This is a genomic window from Mycobacterium sp. (assembly GCF_052143115.1).
Classification (GTDB): domain Bacteria; phylum Actinomycetota; class Actinomycetes; order Mycobacteriales; family Mycobacteriaceae; genus Mycobacterium.
This window is the reverse complement of the sequence record NZ_JBKQTQ010000207.1, coordinates 1-18739: the sequence shown is the minus strand read 5'-3', so window position 1 is coordinate 18739 and position 18739 is coordinate 1. Positions and strand designations below refer to the sequence as shown.

The window sequence follows — 18739 nt, the reverse complement described above, 5'->3', positions numbered from 1 at the left end:
CGAGCAGGCGAAGGGGGATGGCACATGGATGGCACACGGCATGTCAGTCTAGGCAGAAATAGCCTCTGAACTGCTAAAACACTGGTGCCCCCGGCAGGATTCGAACCTGCGACACCGGCTTTAGGAGCAGTGAGGTTTGAACGACGCCCATCGATTCTCGGAAACTGTCTGCCACCAGCGGACTTTCGGCTTCTTGATGCCCATCGGTTCTTGCTAGCCGTCGTCGATTCTTGACCATAACCGATGAATAAACGATGGCTTGAACTCATCAACTACGCATTCCTCGCGCACGCTGTCATCACCACTGAGGAGGTCGTGAGCGCGATGCGGATGCCCGCTTAACCACTCGAGTCAAACTAGCGGGGGCTCGAATCCTGAAGTGAGCGCGATGCTGTCGATCATGGCGTTGGCGATGCGGTTCCTCGTGTCCGTGTCGACTCCCGCCTTGGCGAGCGCCTCGAGCCCGCGATGCGTCGTGAGGATCAGCCCGCCGTCCGGGACAACGCGCTCTTGCGGGCGCTGCGCGAGGCCGGGGCGGGCAGCGTGATCGTCAACATCTCCTCGGGAGCGGCGCTCACGCCCGCGCCGCCGTTGGCCCACTACGGTGCTGCGAAGGCTGCGCTCAACGCCTACGGCAAAGCGCTCGCCGCCGAGCTCGCGCCGACCGGAATCCGCGTGACCACGATCGTGCCCGGCAACGTGCTCACCCCGGGCGCCGACGCGATCCGCCAGGACTTCGCCGACGCGATGGGCGTCTCACTCACCGACACCACGGCGGGCATCCCGCTGGGTCGCCCCGGAGATCCGCGAGACATCGCCGAGGCCGTCGCCTACCTCGCCTCGGACCGGGCGCAATGGATCACCGGAGCCAGCCTGATCGTCGACGGCGGCGAACTCCCCATCATCTAGTGCTTGCCGGGCCGCAGCGTCTGCTCCCTAGACAGCGGGTCGAGGGCGGTGAGCTGGAATTGCGTTGCGAGGGCCCGCATAGCGTCGGCGTCGCGGGTTCGCAGCCGTTCCAGGGCGCCGAAGGCTAGATGGTCGGCGATCATCATGCGGCGCACTTGTGACTCGGGCAGTTCGCCGGTCAGCGGTTCTACCGGCAGGGCTTCGACGAGCGCGAAGGTGGCGCCCACGATAAGCGGACCCATCGAGGGCGGCATCGAGCGCGGATCACCAAGAGCGAGGACGTCTGCCGAGCCCGACCCGGCAGCAAGGCGAGCCTTGACAAAGCGGTTGGGCGACGCATCTAGCAGCCGGTGGATCGCCCCATCGGCGGAACGGCGCACTCGCGTCATCATCCTGGCCCAATGAGCGGGTGAGTGGGCGGCCAGCACGGCCCCGGCCAACTGTAGCCGTCGCCGGTAGGGTGCCGGCGCCCCGACGGCCGCGCACAAGAAGGCGGTCGTCGTAATGGTCATATAGGCCATCGCCGTCCGGGCGCCGCGACGAGGGGTGCACGGGCCGAGCCGGGCAAGCAGAGCGAAGCTGCCCAGCGCGGGGGCCAGCACGCGCAGCATCACCGACCGGACCAGTTCCTCGCGGTCGCCAGCGCCGTACAGTGCCAGTTCGCCATCCCGCAAGTCGCTAACCAACTGGAAAGTGACGCCGATGCATCCGGCCAGCTCAGTAAAATCGACCTCCGCACAGGCATCTTCGGCGACCAGTGAGCACACGTATAACGCCACCCGACCGAGCACGCCCTCGCCGTAGGCGGTCCGCCGCAGCGGGGAATGGAGGTTGTGGGCCATCACCTGGCCGACATCGGCCAGCATTCGGCCGACCCGTTTGCGCCCCTCGAAGGGCAGTTCCGACAGCAGCGCCCGCACGTCGCGGATACGCTCCGCCATCACCAGATCGACCGCTTCGCTGTCGCGGACGGCTATCGCATTTAGCGGCGGTGGCGGGATCTCGGTGTCACCGTTGAGGTAGTCCACGGCGGTCACGACGGCGTCGCCCGCCCACGCGCGGTCGCTCAAGTCTTCGTAGGCATCGAGCACCCGGCAAGCTAGCAGTGCGGCGATAGCCTCGGCGCGTAGGTCCGCGGGAAGGAAACCGGCCGCGACGCCGAGGTTCCGGGCCGCCGGGATCAGTGCCAGCCTGGCCAGCTCATGGGGTGAGCGGGCGGCCCGCATCGCGGCCAAGTCCGATGCGCGGTGCAGGTACCTCAGCCCGTGGGCCAGGGTGCCGAACCGGCCCCCCCTCATCAGGACACCACCCGCACCGAGAGTTCGCGCAAGAACTCACGCGCGGGGGAGGGCGGGAACACGTCTATCGTCCGACGGGCCGTCTCGGCGGCGCCCACGGCTACGGCACGGGCAGCTCGGGTGGCCCCGCTGCGCACAAGATCGGCCTGCAGGTCGGCACTGGAAGTCGATCCGGAGAGCCACATGTCATGGGAACCGGGCCGAGTGGCCAGCCATTCGATCACCGGCCAGGTCGGCACCCGGCGGTCGAGGTCGCCACCCGCCTCCTTGCCCAGCGAGGGGCCGCCCTCGACGTCGCGGACGTCATCCATGATCTGAAAGGCGAGGGCGAGTTTGTCTGCATACCGCATCAGGGCGCACAGCTGATTGTGGTCGAGGCCGCCCGCCGTGCCGCCGTACGAGCAGGCCAGCCGGAACAGCGTGCCAGTCTTCGCCCCGGCCACCAGTTCGTAGTGCCTGCGCATGGCGGCGTCGTCGACGGCAGGTGGCAGGGTCTCGATGAGCTGCCCGAAAGACAGGTCCGAGATGCGGTCGAGGTAGGTGACGCCGGGGGCCTCACCGAGCCGCGCGAACACCGCCGGGTTGTCGGCCAGCACTCGTGCGAGTACTTGTAAAGCGTTGCCGACCAGATGAAATCCCGCCCGGGCGGCGGTGCGGACGCCGAACGCGGCCGGTACTGACGGCGCATCGCGCCGCAAGAGCGATCCGTCGCAGATGTCGTCGTGAACGAGCGACGCCTCGTGGATCATCTCGATCGCGCACGCCACATCGACGGCGCCGCGCAGCGGCACTGCGGCAGCCGAGGGCAGCAGACGGGCACAGGCCAGCACCATCGCGGATCGGACCCGTTTACCGGGGACGGCAAGGATGTGACGGTAGATTGCATCGAAACCGCCACCGTTGACAAGGATTTCGCGCAACCGATCGGCGACCAGGGGCAACTGATCGGATGGGCTGGTCAGCGAAGGGTGGTCGACGCTGAAGCCGTCGGATGCGACCAATATGCTTGCCTCAACCATCATCATTCCTTCTGCGATGTCCTCGAAACACGGCCACCGGATCCGGCGTTTCGTTTCACCACAGAAATCGTCGCTGCCGTGTGGTGCAGGGAGCGCAGTAGTGCGCCACTTCTATCTCGCCCGATTTCGGCGCGGTACTACTTAAGCCTGATCTTGAGCGACCGGTCGCCGACGCCGACAAGCCGGCTCTACTGATCCGCCAAATCCGTACGCGGGACTTCGTCCTCAACGCATCCGTTCCCAACGGGCCTGCTGTCCAACGATCGACATGGAGTCGTCGTTCATCCGCTCGCCGTCGTGACGATTCATGCAGATCGCGTGCAGCTCCGCGAGCCCGCAGATCTGTACTTCGGCGACTTCAGCAACAGCGTCCCGCCCGCCAGCAGCGTGGGCAGCGCCAGGGTTTCCGATCCGTGGGCGCGGCTCAGCGGCACAACGCAGAGCGTGCGATCTACCGCCGGCAGCCCGAGCAAAACAGCTCAATCCTGCGACTGAGTAGTACCGCGCCGAGACGAGCGTGGATTGCAGTAGGGCTCTACTGAGAGCCACCCCCCGAATTCGAGTGACGATCCCTATTGCAGTGGTCCTTTGCGTCGGATCGGAGACGGCGCAAACGAGCGGAGGAGGCAACGATGCATGCACTTGCACCGAGTACGCCCCGGGTGATTTCCGGACGCACGATTGAACTGGACTTGGCACCAAGCGGAGGCGTTTCTCGCGGGCTTATCCGCGTGGATCTTCAAGACCCTGTGTTCTTCGACCATCCGCTCGATCACGTGCCGGGAATGCTGCTGGTGGTGGCTGGTCTTGAATTGGCTGAGCACGCAGCGATGCTGCGGCCGGCCAATGTGAGTTTCCGTCTCACCTTTACCGAATTCTGCGAGCTCGACGCCCCGGTTGAGGTGAGTGCGACCCGCGAATCGGGTGGAAACCCATTCGAATTCATCCAATCAGGCCGCAGCGTAGCGAGGGGACTGCTGGGCCGACGCGAGACCGCGCTGCCTGCGCAGCTCGCCCCGGTGCCAGCATTTGGGAACGGCTCGATCCCGAGTGAACTTGTGCACCGGGCCGACCCCGGAAATATCGCAGTCGGCCCGCTCACCGTCGACGCCGGACGCGTCTGGGTCCGCGTACATGAGCAGGCCGCCATCGGCGGAATACCGCCGCGGGCCAGCGCGGTCGCCTCCATTATCGAGGCCGCCCGCCAGTTCGTCATCGCGATTCTTCACGTATGGGGTCAGCATCCAATGGGGACGAAGATGATATTCGTCGGGCTCACCGCAGACGTGCCCACTGCGGTGCCGCAGGGTCACATGACGCGGGCGTTGTCGTGGCAGCCCACTCCGCCAGAACAGACGCGCAAACTCCACATCGATGTGCACGCAGTAGGAGATCGAGCGATCAAAGTCGGCTCGATCGTCATCGCGAGCCGGTGCGTCGACGAAGTCGAGTATGCGCAATTGCGCGCGGGCTAGACCCTGACTCGATGGAGGCTAGCAATGACTGATCGAGTCGCCATGTACATTCTTCGTACTCTGTTGGCACTGACCGTTATCGGCCTTACCATTGCGGTCGCGGCACACGTTGTCGGCGGGCGCCTCGCTGCAGCGGCTTTCGTCGCCGCATATCTGGTGTGGGTGCTTTCCGAAGCACGAATCACTGTCGGGACACCAACACAGTCGGCTGCGGAGACTCGCACCCTCGTTCCGTACGCGGTAGCGCGGGTCACGACGGCACTTACGGCTGCGTACTCCGCGCCCGCGGTGCCCGACAAGTTCGGTATCGTGCTGGCGGGGGTTTTCGTTGTTGGTGTGACGTTACGCGCATGGGCGATTCACGAACTCGGCGTCCACTATTCGCACCGAGTGGTGCGGATCTCCGAGGGTGGCCTCATTTCATCCGGGCCGTATAGGGTGCTGCGCCATCCTGCTTATGCCGGGATGTTGCTCGCCAACATCGGTTTTGCCGGTTACTTCTCGAGTCCCGCGAGTATCGCGGCACTGACTCTCCTTGTCGCCGCGGTTCTCTGGCGCATCAGGATCGAAGAAGACATCCTCACCGAATCGCCCCAATATCGCGCCTTCGCCAACATACGATGCCGGATTGTGCCGGGGGTGTGGTGATGATCAAGATCATTGACGCACCTGCAGAACTGGCTGACGCTAGCGTGGTTGGGCACAAGTTCAGCCGCCAGCAACAGTTGCGCGATGCCGGAGTTTCCGTCCCGCCGTTCTTCTGCGTCGTCAGAGAAACTCCGTGGACAGCCATCGCCGATGTGGTTGGCACCTTTCCTGGTGTCGGCGCCAGTGTCGAGAAATTGACTGCCTGGGCCGAGGCGGCTCGCAGCGCTGCCGAACACATGCGCCTCATGCCGGAGACAGAAGCCGAGATCCGGGACAGATACGCCGCCCTCGGCTCACCGGACGTCGCAGTCCGAGCATGCGTGGTCGGCCGCCAGGGACAGCCGGGCGAAGATGACGCCGCCGACCCGTTCGCGGGGCTCACAGATAGTTACTTGTACGTTGGTGCCGACGCGCTCATCGATGCCGTTTCAGCCTGTACCGCATCGCTTTTCAGCGTCAGATCGGTACTCTACCGCACGCGGCGAGGAATCGACCCCCGAGTCCTCAGCATCTGCGTCGGCATCCAGCAGATGATGGATGGCGAGCGGTCGTTTGTCGCGTTCACTCACGATCCTGCTACCGGAGCCAAAGAAACTGTGGTCGCTGCGGTCTACGGCATCGGAGAAGGTGCGGTAGCCGAACATGCCGATATCGACCACTTTTTCGTATCTGCGGACGGAATCAGGCGGCTCATCTCGCACAAGAAGAGAATGCTCCGCCGAGCACCGTGCGGTGGCGTTGCCGAATATCGGGTGCCGGATGGACTCGCCGACCGACCGGTGTTCTCCGATGCGCACATCAGTCAGATCGCAGCGCTGGCGGAGACCACCGAGCGGCTGTTGTCGGGACCCCAGGACATAGAGGGCGTCGTCACGGCCGACTCAGCGATTCACCTGGTGCAGGCGCGGCCCGCCACGTCGCCCCAAACGCCGGCGACCACGATCGAATGGACCAATCACAATCTGACTGAGAGCTTTCCGGGCGTGACCACCGCGATGACGTACTCGCACGCACAAGTCTTCTACCGCATGAGTTTCCGCGACTTCTATCGCATCGTCGGAGTCCCTGAGAGCCAACTGCGGAGTCGGGAGCACCAACTCCGTCGCATGATCGGATACCTCGACGGCCGGGCCTACTACCGCCTAGACGCGTGGTACGCACTACACAGCCAGCTCCCCGGATGGGACGTGCTTCGTCCGATGTGGGAGCGGTCTTTGGGGCTCGCAGAACGACATCCCAACCCGGGCCAAGTGCTCGACCGCCATGCCATCACACGCATTATCGGACGTTCACCGCGACTGATATGGGCGGCCACAAGTTTTCCCCGCAAATTGCGGAGATTCTTGTCCTGGTGGGATGCCCAGCACATCCTCGGGGCAGAACTGTCGCAAAAGCCGGTTGAAGAAATAGTCGCGACGTACCGCCGAGTGTGGTCAGAAGCCGAATCACACTGGGGCATAACGATTCTAGCTAGCTATCTCGCCCTCGCCGGCTATGTCGCGGCGAGCGTCCTGCTGCAGCGGTGGACCAACTCCCCTGAGGTGGACCTCACTGTGCTGTTGCCCGGAGGGCCGCCGAACCGAACGTTGCAGTCGGTGCACTCCACGGTGGCGCTCGCCGAGCAGATAAACGCGAACCCCGCGTTGTCGGCGCGAGTGCTGACTGCCGACGCACGCGATACCTGGAACCGTATCGCACGGGGCGCCTACGGCGGCAAACTGGAGTCCGATGCCCTTACGCACCTCAGGAAATTCGGCGATCGCGCCATGCACGACCTCAAGATCGAGGAGCCGACGCCACGCCAGAGACCTGAGATGGTCATCGACGCCCTGCGGCCGTTCGTTGCGGCGGGAGCGACAATGCAGCAGACGCGGCTTCAGGAATCGACCGCGGCCACAGCCGCACTCGATGAACTACGCCGCATTTGCCCGTCACGATGGAGACGCGCCATTCTTCGCGCCGCGCTGCGGGTGGGTAGGTTCTTGGCGAAAGCTCGCGAGGACACCCGGTTCTGCCGCACCCAGCTATACGGATTCTCGCGGGAGGTCATGCGTCGACTTGGGTCTGACCTAGCCGCTGCAGGGTGTCTGGACTCACCCGAGGACTATGTTCATCTGGAGGCCGAGGAATTATTGGGTGCCTTCGACGGCACCTCCACACACCCCGACCTTCGCGTCCTGGCGCGGACCCGAAAAGACGCCTATCTACGATCGTGCGATCGGCCCGCCCTCGCAGGCAATCTCACAACTGCCCCGCCACCGATCGCTGCCGCCGACCTTCGTCGCGGGGCTGCCACATCGGCGACGGCAGGTTCCAGCACCGAACTGACCGGTCTTCCATCCAGCGCCGGGATCGCCCGTGGTCGCGCGAAATTGGTGCTGCGACCGGATATTCCGCCGAGTGACTGCGCTGGGCGGATCCTGATCGCCCGCGAAACCGATCCTGGATGGCTACCACTGATGCTCAACGCAACGGGACTCGTCGTCGAGCGCGGCAGCATGGTCTCCCACACCGCAATAACAGGACGGATGCTCGGTATCCCGACCGTAGTAGCGGTTCCCGGCGCGACTTCCAAGATATCCGATGGCGACGAGGTCGAGATCGACGGGAGGTCGGGCATTGTCCGCATCCTCCGCCCCTACTTGCAGAGACCGCGGTGACATCATGCAATTGCCGCTAGAGAGCTGTCCGCGTACTTCGCTCCCGCAACATCATGTCGATCTATTTCGCAACAAACCGACCCTCGACATCACGTTGGCTGACGGCACGGCGGCGATTGCCGTAACTCGTCAGTGCGACGTACGAACCGTGTTGAGTGACAACCGCTTCAGTCGGGCACAATTTCACGTGCCCACCGTTGGCGCGGGCGCCGATCTGCCTCTAGCACTGGCCACCTCGGATCCGCCAACCCACACACGCCGGCGCCAGGCCGTTCAAGGATGGTTTACGAAGCGACGGGCTGAGAAGGCTCGGCCGCTCATTGGCCGCGTCGCCGATCAACTTCTCGACGACCTGCTAGCGGCGGGGCCACCAGCTGACATCTTCACGCAGTTCTGCCAGCCATTTCCGAACCTCGTACACATGACCCTCCTCGGGCTGGACACCGCCGATCTGCCTTTTCTGGTGCCGCGAATAACGGTCGCATGGTCAGCTGGTCACGACCAACCTGACGAGGTCGCGAAAGCTAACCGCGACTTGCACGACTACTTCGAGAGTCGAGTCGGTCGATCGCGTAGCCAAACGACAGCGGGCGGGCTGATCGATGCGCTGGTACAGGACGAATCCTCAAACAGATTGACCCACGCAGAGATCGTCATGCTCGCCAAGGGGCTGCTCATGTCGGGCGCAGAGACGACCGCCAGTCACCTCGCACTGAGTCTCATTGAGGTACTTCAGCAGCCCGGAGTGGTGGATTCGCTTCGCCGATATCCCGAGCAGATTCCTTCCGCGGTCGAAGAGCTGCTGCGTTGGGTTTGGTTCGGCGGCACGATCGGTGGTACAGCGGGGCGTCCGCACATCGCAACCGCTGACGTGAAGCTGCGCGACCGTCTGATTTCAAAGGGCGAAATCGTTGTGCCCATCCTTGATGTCGCCAACCGCGATCGCGATGTGTTCCCGGACGCTGACGAGTTCTGCCCGCAGCGGAGTCCGAACCCGCACCTCGGATTCGGCCACGGTCGGCACCAGTGCGTCGGAATGGCTTTCGCTCGCCTCGAACTGCAAGTTGGCCTGCAAACCGTGCTGTCCCGACTGGGCGGACTAACTCTTGTGACTCCGTCCGAGATCGATTGGCGCACCCAGATGTTCACCCGGGGGGTACGGAGCCTGCCGGTGATGTGGCAAGGAGGCGGACAATGACCGCTGCGGTCGGTATCTCGAACTTCATTCTCACCAGGTATCCACCAGTCCTTTCAACGGTGTACGCCTTGGCGTTCGGCACCGGAGGAATCGGTCTGTTCGCGGCGCTAGCTGGAGACCGCATCACTGCCAGTGCGATTCCGTTGCTGGGGATAGTCACCGTCACCCTATTGGCCGACTTGCTGATCATGCGGGTGATCGACGACATCCGAGACCAGGACTACGACCGGGTCGCGGACCCACAACGCCCAGTAGCCTCCGGAGCGATTCAGCTTCGGGATCTCTCCACGCTCACCGCCGCGTGCGTGACGACCATTGTCGCCGTCAACCTGTTCTTCCACGCCGGAATGGTCGTCATCGTCGGTCAGCTTCTGTACGCCGCCGCGGTGTTGGCGGTCGGACAACGATTTCTCGCTACGCGCGGTGACAACCTAGTCCTGAACGTGCTCATTGGCTTCCCGGTTCAACTGCTGCTGTATGTGTACCTGTTCGTGGCGTTCATCGAGATCCAGCACGAGGTGCCGGACGCATACGTTTGCGCTTTGGGAATTCTGATCCTGACACTGTGCGCCAGCCAGCTCGAATTTGGAAAGAAGCTGGCCCGCCGGCCCGCGGTAGGGGAACGCAGCTATACCAATTCCCTCGGCTACCTGACAACATTGTTGCTCACGATCGGCTCCGGACCGCTCGCCGTGGCGCTGTTCGTTGTCGCCGCGCATGTTTCGCCGCTCTCCAAGGCATTCGTCGCGTTGCCTGCGATCGGTGTTGCCGCATTCGGCATCAAGTACCTCAGCCATAAGGACAACCGATGGCCGGCGGCGGTATCAACCCTCGGCCTACTGGGCACGCTGGTCGCCTTCGCCGTCGTCGGAGCGGTCGGTTAGAAGGCCGCCCATGCGACTTTCGAACTTCTTCATCGAATCGATCGAGCATGGCAGCGGCGCGCTGCGATTCGGAAGAAACGCTGTGGTTCACCGAACGCGCCGCGATGGTAGTACGCATCCTCGGTGAAGAGGCAGGCGATCGCATTTGGATCCCTATGTCGCCACCCCGACTCGAGAGCGCTGATCCATCCGTCGGTGCTCATAGGTCCTTGCGTCATCGGAGTTGAAACTGCGGAAAGTAGGAAACCGTCTCGTCGATGAGCCCGGCTAGCTCAGTGACACACTGCGGGTCACCACCGAGCGACGCGAGCGTGTCGCGAGCGGCACGGACGATGGGCTGGATCGTCTCTGCGTAGCTGGAAACGATGTCCGCCGCCAACATCGCTCGCTTCAGTTCAGCCCGCGCCTCCTCCGAAGTGCGCGCTTGCCGGTGAAGGCCGATCAGTTCCGCACGTCGGGCAGTCGACACGGTGCCTAGAAGATGAACGAGCAGATAGGTCGCAGTGCCGTTTCGCAGGTCCTCGTCGCGCTCGGTGACCAGGTCGCGCTGGTCGTTGACCAGTTGACGAAGCACTCCGAGCGCCCTACCGAACGAGCGCCAGGCATCGACCCGGTCGGCATCGCACTCCGCGAGCTGCGCGGCGAGCGCGGTGGACATCCCGTAGGGCGCGCCCGTCTTGTTCTCGTAGTTGCGCAGCACATCGTCGAGAGTTGCGGTCTCCGCGTTGAGATCCAGGTCGGTCAGCTGTCCGCTTAGTGCGTCGATACATCCGTTGCTGTACTCGGTGATCAGACGAAACCGGACGGCATCGGATACGGCCAGGTCGCCAAAGATATTGAGCGGCAGATAATTACCCACCGCAATTGCGGTCATCACCCCGCGGTTGAATTCCGCGGGATCGGACCGAGCGAGTTGCGGAGTGTCGATCATGTCGTCCAGATACCGCGCCGCCGCCCACCACAGTGTGTGAATAAGCGCTACGGGTGTCGCGCGCATCGGCGCAGCGGTCTCGGCGCCGAAAACGAGCACGGGCAGCATGACGATGCCGTTGATGCTGGGCGCGGAGCCGTCCAACGGAATCATGGCGAAGAACGTGTCGACGAACGTCCCCATCGCGCGATCGCCGGTTGAATTGCTGGCCAACAGCCGTTTGGTCATCGCCGAAGCTTGTGCTGCGACCTCCGCCAGCACGCGTTGCTGTGCAGTCATTTCGAACGCATCGCGTCGTAGCGCTTGCATGTCAATTCGCTGCCGATTGCGCTGTCAATTGGCGCACGGTCAGTTGATGCCTACGACGGGCCCCACTCACGAGCAGATGCGCAGGAGGCCGTCGCCAACGAGGCGCCCACCAATTCGCGCGACCCATCAGCCTCATCGCGGCGGGCATGAGTACCGTACGAATGAGTGTGACGTCGAACAGGATTGCTAGCGTCAACCCGACGCCTAGCAACTTGACGAACGACACCTGAGAAGTGGCCATCGCCATGAACACGACTGACATGATCAGTGCCGCCGCAGTGACGACGGGGCCAACGCGTTGCAGCCCGCACATCACCGCGAGGTTGGTGTCGCCGTGCGCGCGATACTCCTCAGTGATGCGCGACAACAGGAACACTTCGTAGTCCATGGACAGCCCGAACGCGAGACAAATGATGAGGATCGGCGTCGGTGTAGCCAGTGTCCCGGTGACAGCGAAATCTCCAACCAGCCACTTAAGGTGACCCTCCTGAAAGATGAACACCATCGCGCCGAGAGTCGCAGACAAGCTGACTACGTTGAGCAGCAACGCCTTTATCGGCAGTACCACGCTTCCGGTGAACGCGAACAGGACGCTGAACATCGCCAGCACGAGCAGAGCCGCGGCCAACGGAACTCGGTCAAACAAAGCATCTTTGGTATCGATGTTCTCTGCAGTGAGTCCACCGACATGCACGGTATCTGGAGCTGGGGTTTGGCGTACCTGATCAAGCAGCTGCATGGCCGCGTCGCTGTAGGGATCGACGTCTGGGATCAGCCGTAGATAGGCGCCATTCGCGTCGGGCACCGGCCTTTCGCCAATCCGTTGCCCGTCGACATAGCTTGTCATTCCCAGCTTGACGGCCACGACGTGCGGCAACTGTGACAGCGCTCCGGCGTACCCGTCCAGCTGATCCGCACCCGCGGAGCCTTCGAGGATCACATCCATCGCAGCGGTCGCTTGTGCCGGGAATTCGGAGCGGACCACGTCGCCGACACTTCGGCTTTCAATCGTCGCCGGCAGCGATCGGTCATCCGCAGAGGTCAAGCGGATGGCACCGAAAGGTGCCGCAAGCATGAGCGCCAGGAGCAGAACCGCGCCCCCCATCACTACCGGCCTACGCATGACCAACCGTGAACTGCGGAACCAGAACCCGTCTTCCTCAGCCCGCGCTTCGGCCGGTGCGCGACGCCCAAACACCTGTGGAATCACCCGGCGCACGTTGAGCGAGTCGATTCGGGAGCCCAGAAGTCGCAACATGGCGGGCATGACAACGAGCGCGCACGCCGTCGCGAGCAGTATCACACCGACACACGCGTAGGCGATCGAACGCAGGAACATCATCGGGAAGACAAGCAGCGCCAGCACCGACAGCGCCACCGCAGTCGCAGAGAATACGACCGTGCGGCCGGCGGTTCGAACCGACTCGATGATCGCATCATCGAGGGACTGAGCCCGAGTTCGCTCCTCCCGGAACCTGGTCAGCACCAGAAGGCTGTAGTCGATCGCCAGAGCCAGACCGAGGATCGTCGTCACGTTGAGCGCATAGTTGGACACCGGGGTGACAACCGACAACAACGCGAGGAGGCCTAGCGAACCCACGATCGAAAGCACACCGATTACGACCGGCAAGCCGGCTGCGACGAGACTGCCGAACACCACTGTTATCAGCACCAGGACTATCGGCAACGCGACTGCTTCACTGATCCCCAGGTCGTGGTTGAGCTGATCGGTCACATCGTCGTAACTGACCGCCTCGCCGCCGAGTTCAAGCTTCAGCGGACCGTGCTCGGTGCCGCGGTAGGTAGCGATGAGACGTCTGGCCGCCGCCGCGAACCCGCGCTCATCGCCTTCGACGTGCGCCACGATCAGCGCCTTCGTCCCGTCTTTGCTACGTAGCAATTCGGACTGGCCTGGTCCCCAGTACGAGCTGACCGTCGTGATACCGGGCGTGGCGGCAAGCTGTTGAGTTAGCGCCTCGCCGGCGGCAACCGCAACGGGATCGTCGACAGACCCGCCGCCGGTGTTGGTTGCGAGAATCACCAGGTTCGGTTTGCCGACGTGAAAACGCTGCTCGAGCGCGGCGGCGGCGCGCTGCGATTCGGAAGAACCGTTATAGAAGCCGCCGCCTGCCAGCCGCTCGCTGATCCCCGACCCATATGCAACTGCGGCAACCATGAGTACCAAGGTCGCGGCGAGAACCGCCTTCGGCCGGGCCACTGCTAGTCGTGCAATCCGCTCTAGCATGATTGCCTTCTCCTGCGTCGACGGGTACGGCGATTCTGGCCGGTCGCGGGTCGGGAGATCGTCGCCATAACACCGCGGCCATCCTTCCGCCATAACTGCGTTGGAGAACACGATGAGTTATCGGACACTTCGTGTCTTCTTCGTTGGTGTTATGACAGATAAATCATCAGTCGCGTTCGGTGCAACGAGCGCAGTAGCACCCCACTGCAATCTCGCCCGGTTTCGGCCCGGCACTACTTAGTCGCGATCTTGAGGCGCGGTCATCTGACTGCGGTCATAGCGACGGGCAGGTGACGTGAGCCCAACGCCGGGTGGGTCCCCCTAACGACGACGGGATCAAAACGCGGGTTGGCTTTGTGCTTCGATTAGAGCTCGATTCCGCTGTCGCGGCCGTGGCTACGACTGCGTTCGGTTGCGCGGACGCGACTTTCAGACATGGTGGCGTTCCACGCGGCCGTGGCCTTCTGCCACTCGGTGTGGGCGGTGTGCCGGTTCTGCACGGCCGCGGCTCGTCGCATGAGCAGTCCCCTCATCCGATCGGGCAGGAGTTGGTGTCGTGTGTTGGCGGCGACCTGATGCGCGGTGACGGGCACGTCGTCGTGGGTGTCGATGACGGTGCGGGCCAACAGCGCGGCCTGTCCGCTGGTGCCGCGCTGCAGGACATGCGGGCCGTCGGGTGAGGTCGGACCGTATTCCTGCTCGGTCGCTCGCTCGTAGAGGTAGGCGGTGTTGGCGTCGCGGGCGCGGGTCATCGCGACGTAGAGCATGGAGCGGGTGATGTTCTCACCCAGAACGGCGTGCGTGCTATCCGCAGTGACGCCTTGCGCGGTGTGCACGGTCGTGGCGTAGCCGTGGGTGATGTGTTCGCGGACGTAGTCGGCGTCGAACACGGCGCCCGCCCGGTCGGTGAGACGGATGGCAGCGACCCGTCCCGTCTTCGTGTCGATGGCGGCGACGCGCCAGCGGTCGCCGTTTCGCACCGGATCAGCAGCCGCACTGTCGCGGTCGGTGGCGTCCCAGATGTTGAGGGTGGGGTCGTTGCGGCGGGACAGGATGAGATCGCCTGTGGCGATACGTTGCCCGCGGGCGGCCGTGACGGTCGGCGCTTCGGTGGGGATGGTGTCGTCGTGGATGCGGCGGTTGAGTGCGTCGGCCATCTCGGTGGTGTCGCACAACAGCAGGGCGTCCTTGCCGACGGCAACGTCCTTCCGATAACCGTCCAGGGCGTCGGTGGCCATTGCGATCGGATCCCCGCACCGCAGGCGGCCGTGGGTGCGGTACCAGTCGATCGCCTGGCGGACCGGCTCGGGACCACCGTCGCGCAGGGCGAGGGATGCGGCGCGCTCCTCTGGATTGCGCATCCGCCACACCTCCGAGAGGTGCTGCGTCCAGGGCAGATCCGCACACAGTTGGGCGAACATCCCGCCGCGGGCCTTGACCGGGGCGAGCTGGTGGGCGTCGCCGACCAGGACGGTCTTGGCGCCGGCCTTCGTGGTGGCGGTGAGGAGTTGGCGCAGGTCGTCGCTGCCCACCATCCCGGCCTCGTCGACCACGACCAGGGTGGGCCGCTTGACCTGCAAGGTGTTGTTGCGCAGCGACTGCAGGGCTTTGGCGATGGTCATGCCTTCATCGCCGGCGCCTTCGCGCAAGGCCACGTCGACGGCCTTGCCGGTCGGGGCCAGCAGCAGCACCCGGCCGTAGGCGCCGTTGTGCACCGCGGCGTGCAGGGCGCGCAGCGAGGTGGTCTTGCCCGCACCCGCCGGCGCCGACAACGGTTGCACCAGCCACGGTGAGCGGGCGATGTTCTGCACCGCGGTCCGTTGATCCCGGGACAGTCCGGCGGTGTCGGCCTCTCGGATCCAAAGTTGGGACCGGTCGTCGCGGGCATCGACCAGATCCAGCACGTCCATTTCCTCGACGAGGATGCCGTCCAAGGTGAACCGTTCGTGGCCCTCGCGTTGATGCGCAGCGCGCGGCGCGGTCAACCGCATCCCGATCTCGTCGACGGCGGCTTCGACCAGCTGTCGCGGGGACTGCTCGGTGTCGATGGGCAGTTGCGCGCCGACGATCTCGACGAGGTCAGCACGGGTGAACGCCGCCTTGTCGATGCGCGCCGCGGCGTCAGCCAGCCGCGCGCGGTCGAACCCGGTGCGCGCGGCCGCGCGGCGCACCGCGCGCGCCTGCGCGAAGGCGCCGCGGTCCAGGCGCAGGCCGCGCGCATCGTGCTGCCACTGCTGCTGCAGCGTGGCCCAGGCGAGCTCTTCGGGTTTGGCCGGGCGGGTGGCCTTCTGCGCGGCCGCCAGCTGCGCCGCGGTCAGCGGACCCTCCACTGAGTCCAGGTGGTGCGCCGCCCATTCGCGGAGCTGCGACGAGCGCCGCGACCACGCGGTGATGGTGTCCCGGTCGACTCCTGCGAGTTCGGCCATCCCCGTGCCGGGATCCACTGGTGTCCACTCGATGCCGAGGGAGCGGTGCAGTTCGCGGCGCAGCGTGGCCTGGTAGATGACGCCGGCGGCGCGGGCTTCGTGGTACAGCGAGGTCCCGTCGATGGACACCAGGACGCCGTCGGCGCGGGCTTGCCGATTGGGCACGATGACGTGGGTGTGCAGGTGCGGGTCCCCGCAGCGACTGGTTTCGTGTTGGTAGGCGATGGCCACCAGACCCGGTAGCCGCACCAGGTCCTTCTCCTCGGTGACGGGATTGTGCACCCGGGTGTAGCCGGCGTGGACGGCCAGGTACTCCATCGCCTCGGACAGTGCGGTGGTGTGCGCGTCGGCGATGGCCTTGGTCGCGACGTCGTCACCGCGCAGCGCCCGGATCAGCGAGACGCTCTTGGGTGCGCAGAACGTCAAGTCGTAGCCGTGCACCGCGCGCGCACCCAATGCGCGCCCCCGACTGCCATTGGGTGCGACCCCGTCGTCGAGCCAACGCGCCACCACCGCGGCATCGGCCTCGCCGTCGGCGCGCTGCACGTCGGTCAAACCCGTCAACGCCGCGACCCGATGGGTGTCGCCGGCCAGCAGCCACACCGGGGTCCGGGTCTCGTGCTCGGAGTAGTACTCGCCCAGCCCTCCGTTGGCGCGCTGCAGATTCCGGGTTGCAGACTGGGCCGTGTTCGCGGTGTCGATGTAGTAGTTGATCGACCACCGCTTGAGCTTCGAGATCGTCAACAAGGGTTCACCTGCTCTGAGCCGGATATCCGCGCGTGTGTTGCGCCGCAACCATTCTCGCACCTTGTGCAAATGTGCCGAACATTTGTTGGTTGGGCGGGTATCCGTGAAGTGAAGGGCGGCAAAGTGTTTGGAGTTGTGATGAGAGTAGATGAGTCGGGGAGGGAATGGGTTGAGATAGGAGGCGGTAGAGGCGAGAACTGTTGGGAGGTAAGAGTGAGGGGAGCCGGATTTGGCGCACGGAGCCGCGTCACGTCGCGCCAATTTTGCGGCGATCGGTGCCCGAAGCGGACCTACAGTGGATTTATCCGATTGGGGGCGGACCGACAAGAAAGCGACCGCCATGAACGAGAACACAGACGACAAGTGGATCACCCGCCAGGACCTCGCCGACCGATACGGAGTGCCCGTCAAGACCCCCGCAGAGTGGGCCTCCAAGGGCACCGGTCCGAGGTACGCCAAGATCGGCCGGCACGTGCGCTACTTGCTAAGCGATGTAATCGACTGGGAACGTCAACAATTCGCAGAGGACAAGCGTCACCCCGCCTGATTACCATGGTTTGATGTTGGCTCGATCAGACGAACTACGCTGCGAGGTCGTCACTGTCGGAAGCGGCGAGGGGTAGACCGGTGGCTGGCAGACCGCCGCTGCGGATCGGATCACACGGGAAGATCACCCGCAAGTATCTCGGGGGCGGCGTGTGGCTGGCGCGCACCCGGTTCCGTGATTCCGACGGCGTAACTAGAATCGTCGAGCGACGCGGACCGGCTGACGAGCACGATCACCACGGAAAGCAAGCCGAGGACGCTCTGATCGAGGTGCTAAGTCAGCGTGTTGCTGCCGGCGGCGGCGAAGTCACGCTCGACACTAAGATCGTCACCCTCGTCGAGCGTCACATCGACCGACTGGAGGAGGATGGCCGCGCCGTGCGCACGATCGATACATACCGGTACTGCGCGAAGCTGCTGGCCAAGATCATCGCCGGGGTTCGCGTAGGTGAGTCCACCCCAGCGCGGTTGGACGCGGCGATCCGTTCCATGCGCAACGCACACGGTGACGTGTTGGCGGTGCAATCGAAGACCATCCTCAAGGGCGGCCTGCACCTGGCGGTGATGGCCAATGTCCTCGCCTCGAATCCCGTGCGTGACGTCTCACCGATGCGGTCGAAGACGCAACCGAAGGGCGCCCAGGCGTTGACGGCCGACGAGCTCCGCGATCTGCTCGCAAAATTGAGAGCGTCCGAAAAGTGTCAGCGGCACGATCTCGTCGACCCCATCACGCTGTTCATCGCGACTGGACTGCGCATCTCCGAGCTCCTTGGGCTGCAGTGGACGGACTTCGACGAGTCGGCCGCCACATTGACGATCACCGGAAAGGTGATCCGGGCTGCGGGCAAGGGTTTGATGCGAATCGACGAGACGAAGACGGCCGCCGGCCGCCGCACGTTGCCGCTCCCCAGCTTCGCCGTCATCGTTCTGACGGCTCGCCGCGGTCTGCCGTACCTAGGACAGCAACCGATGATCTTCCCATCAACGGCAGCCACGTATCGAGACCCCGACAACTTCCGGGCGCGCTGGATCGAGGTCCGAAATGATCTCGGAGTGCCGAGGGTGACGACGCACAGCTTCCGTAAGACCGTCGCCACGCTCATTGACGACGAAGGTCTTTCCGCGCGGATCGGCGCCGACCACCTCGGGCACTCTCGAATCTCGATGACGCAGGACAAGTACATGGCCCGTGGCCGCGTCCATACGGCTGTCGCGGACATGCTGGATCGCACCATAAACGATGAATAAACGATGGATCCCACTAGATAGGGTGGCTAAACACCATCTCTGACCTGTGCCCCCGGCATGATTCGAACATGCGACACCGGCTTTAGGAGAGCCGTGCTCTATCCCCTGAGCTACGAGGGCTTAAGACATCTTTGAATCCCTGACTAAACTAGCCGTTCTTGGGCGCATCGCGGCTTTGGGTGGCGTTATGGTGCCC

Annotated in this window: 14 protein-coding genes and 1 tRNA gene; 9 read left to right on the top strand and 6 right to left on the bottom strand. The window is 64.2% G+C overall.

Translation table 11 applies throughout. From position 1 onward, the window contains the following. The first annotated feature begins 468 nt into the window (after nucleotides 1-468). The gene (locus ACLQI9_RS21555) at nucleotides 469-909 is read left to right on the top strand and encodes an SDR family oxidoreductase (RefSeq protein ID WP_442382481.1); all 441 of its coding nucleotides are present in this window, start codon (nucleotides 469-471) and stop codon (nucleotides 907-909) included. Here ACLQI9_RS21555 and ACLQI9_RS21550 read toward each other — a convergent pair. Next, nucleotides 906-2207, bottom strand: coding sequence for a hypothetical protein (locus tag ACLQI9_RS21550; protein WP_442382482.1), 1302 nt, complete (start codon nucleotides 2205-2207; stop codon nucleotides 906-908). The two genes, ACLQI9_RS21555 and ACLQI9_RS21550, sit on opposite strands and share 4 nt — an antisense overlap. Next, nucleotides 2207-3226 (bottom strand): polyprenyl synthetase family protein, encoded by a 1020-nt coding sequence (locus ACLQI9_RS21545; protein WP_442382483.1) that lies wholly within the window; start codon nucleotides 3224-3226, stop codon nucleotides 2207-2209. The genes ACLQI9_RS21550 and ACLQI9_RS21545 overlap by 1 nt, the downstream gene beginning before the upstream one ends. Before the next feature lie 297 nt (nucleotides 3227-3523). On the opposite strand from ACLQI9_RS21545, the gene ACLQI9_RS21540 reads away from it, so the two are divergent. The 6 genes from ACLQI9_RS21540 to ACLQI9_RS21515 all read left to right on the top strand — a co-directional run bounded on the left by ACLQI9_RS21540 (nucleotide 3524) and on the right by ACLQI9_RS21515 (nucleotide 10091). Further along, entirely contained in the window at nucleotides 3524-3721 is a 198-nt protein-coding gene (locus ACLQI9_RS21540) for a hypothetical protein (RefSeq protein ID WP_442392153.1), read from the top strand. Between the two features lie 137 nt (nucleotides 3722-3858). Then, entirely contained in the window at nucleotides 3859-4701 is an 843-nt protein-coding gene (locus ACLQI9_RS21535; RefSeq protein ID WP_442382484.1) for a hypothetical protein, read from the top strand. A gap of 24 nt (nucleotides 4702-4725) precedes the next feature. After that, nucleotides 4726-5349, top strand: coding sequence for a methyltransferase family protein (locus tag ACLQI9_RS21530; protein ID WP_442382485.1), 624 nt, complete (start codon nucleotides 4726-4728; stop codon nucleotides 5347-5349). Further along, nucleotides 5349-8009 carry a PEP/pyruvate-binding domain-containing protein gene (locus tag ACLQI9_RS21525; protein ID WP_442382486.1) on the top strand — a complete coding sequence of 887 codons (2661 nt, stop codon included), beginning with the start codon at nucleotides 5349-5351 and terminating at the stop codon, nucleotides 8007-8009. The genes ACLQI9_RS21530 and ACLQI9_RS21525 overlap by 1 nt, the downstream gene beginning before the upstream one ends. 421 nt (nucleotides 8010-8430) lie before the next feature. After that, nucleotides 8431-9207 (top strand): cytochrome P450, encoded by a 777-nt coding sequence (locus ACLQI9_RS21520; protein ID WP_442382487.1) that lies wholly within the window; start codon nucleotides 8431-8433, stop codon nucleotides 9205-9207. Next, nucleotides 9204-10091: a hypothetical protein gene (locus tag ACLQI9_RS21515; RefSeq protein ID WP_442382488.1), complete on the top strand. Its 888-nt coding sequence runs from the start codon at nucleotides 9204-9206 to the stop codon at nucleotides 10089-10091. The genes ACLQI9_RS21520 and ACLQI9_RS21515 overlap by 4 nt, the downstream gene beginning before the upstream one ends. 214 nt (nucleotides 10092-10305) lie before the next feature. Here ACLQI9_RS21515 and ACLQI9_RS21510 read toward each other — a convergent pair whose 3' ends face one another. From ACLQI9_RS21510 to mobF, 3 genes are all read right to left on the bottom strand, one after another. Continuing rightward, nucleotides 10306-11301 (bottom strand): polyprenyl synthetase family protein, encoded by a 996-nt coding sequence (locus ACLQI9_RS21510; protein WP_442382489.1) that lies wholly within the window; start codon nucleotides 11299-11301, stop codon nucleotides 10306-10308. A gap of 31 nt (nucleotides 11302-11332) precedes the next feature. Beyond that, complete coding sequence (locus ACLQI9_RS21505) at nucleotides 11333-13507, bottom strand: MMPL family transporter (protein WP_442392152.1); 2175 nt, start codon at nucleotides 13505-13507, stop codon at nucleotides 11333-11335. Nucleotides 13508-13941: 434 nt separating this feature from the next. Further along, a complete protein-coding gene (gene mobF / locus ACLQI9_RS21500; protein ID WP_442382491.1) occupies nucleotides 13942-16749 on the bottom strand; it encodes a MobF family relaxase in 2808 nt (935 codons plus the stop codon). A 340-nt stretch (nucleotides 16750-17089) separates the two neighbouring features. Between mobF and ACLQI9_RS21495 the strand changes: the two genes are divergently transcribed. Together ACLQI9_RS21495 and ACLQI9_RS21490 are read left to right on the top strand one after the other, a co-directional pair. Further along, a complete protein-coding gene (locus tag ACLQI9_RS21495) occupies nucleotides 17090-17296 on the top strand; it encodes a helix-turn-helix transcriptional regulator (protein WP_442382492.1) in 207 nt (68 codons plus the stop codon). 80 nt (nucleotides 17297-17376) lie between these two features. Next, nucleotides 17377-18543, top strand: a complete 1167-nt coding sequence (locus tag ACLQI9_RS21490) for a site-specific integrase (protein WP_442382493.1) — start codon at nucleotides 17377-17379, stop codon at nucleotides 18541-18543. A gap of 47 nt (nucleotides 18544-18590) precedes the next feature. Here the strand turns inward: ACLQI9_RS21490 and ACLQI9_RS21485 are convergent. After that, nucleotides 18591-18663 (bottom strand) — tRNA-Arg (locus ACLQI9_RS21485). Between the last annotated feature and the right edge of the window lie 76 nt (nucleotides 18664-18739).

Bases quoted from the DNA above. Each gene is read 5' to 3' on its own strand.
- ACLQI9_RS21555 (WP_442382481.1), top strand. From the start codon at position 469: ATGCGTCGTGAGGATCAGCCCGCCGTCCGGGACAACGCGCTCTTGCGG.
- ACLQI9_RS21505 (WP_442392152.1), bottom strand. From the start codon at position 13,507: ATGGTTGCCGCAGTTGCATATGGGTCGGGGATCAGCGAGCGGCTGGCA.
- ACLQI9_RS21530 (WP_442382485.1), top strand. From the start codon at position 4,726: ATGACTGATCGAGTCGCCATGTACATTCTTCGTACTCTGTTGGCACTG.
- ACLQI9_RS21550 (WP_442382482.1), bottom strand. From the start codon at position 2,207: ATGAGGGGGGGCCGGTTCGGCACCCTGGCCCACGGGCTGAGGTACCTG.
- ACLQI9_RS21535 (WP_442382484.1), top strand. From the start codon at position 3,859: ATGCATGCACTTGCACCGAGTACGCCCCGGGTGATTTCCGGACGCACG.
- ACLQI9_RS21510 (WP_442382489.1), bottom strand. From the start codon at position 11,301: ATGACTGCACAGCAACGCGTGCTGGCGGAGGTCGCAGCACAAGCTTCG.
- ACLQI9_RS21515 (WP_442382488.1), top strand. From the start codon at position 9,204: ATGACCGCTGCGGTCGGTATCTCGAACTTCATTCTCACCAGGTATCCA.
- ACLQI9_RS21495 (WP_442382492.1), top strand. From the start codon at position 17,090: ATGAACGAGAACACAGACGACAAGTGGATCACCCGCCAGGACCTCGCC.
- ACLQI9_RS21525 (WP_442382486.1), top strand. From the start codon at position 5,349: ATGATCAAGATCATTGACGCACCTGCAGAACTGGCTGACGCTAGCGTG.
- ACLQI9_RS21545 (WP_442382483.1), bottom strand. From the start codon at position 3,226: ATGGTTGAGGCAAGCATATTGGTCGCATCCGACGGCTTCAGCGTCGAC.
- ACLQI9_RS21520 (WP_442382487.1), top strand. From the start codon at position 8,431: ATGACCCTCCTCGGGCTGGACACCGCCGATCTGCCTTTTCTGGTGCCG.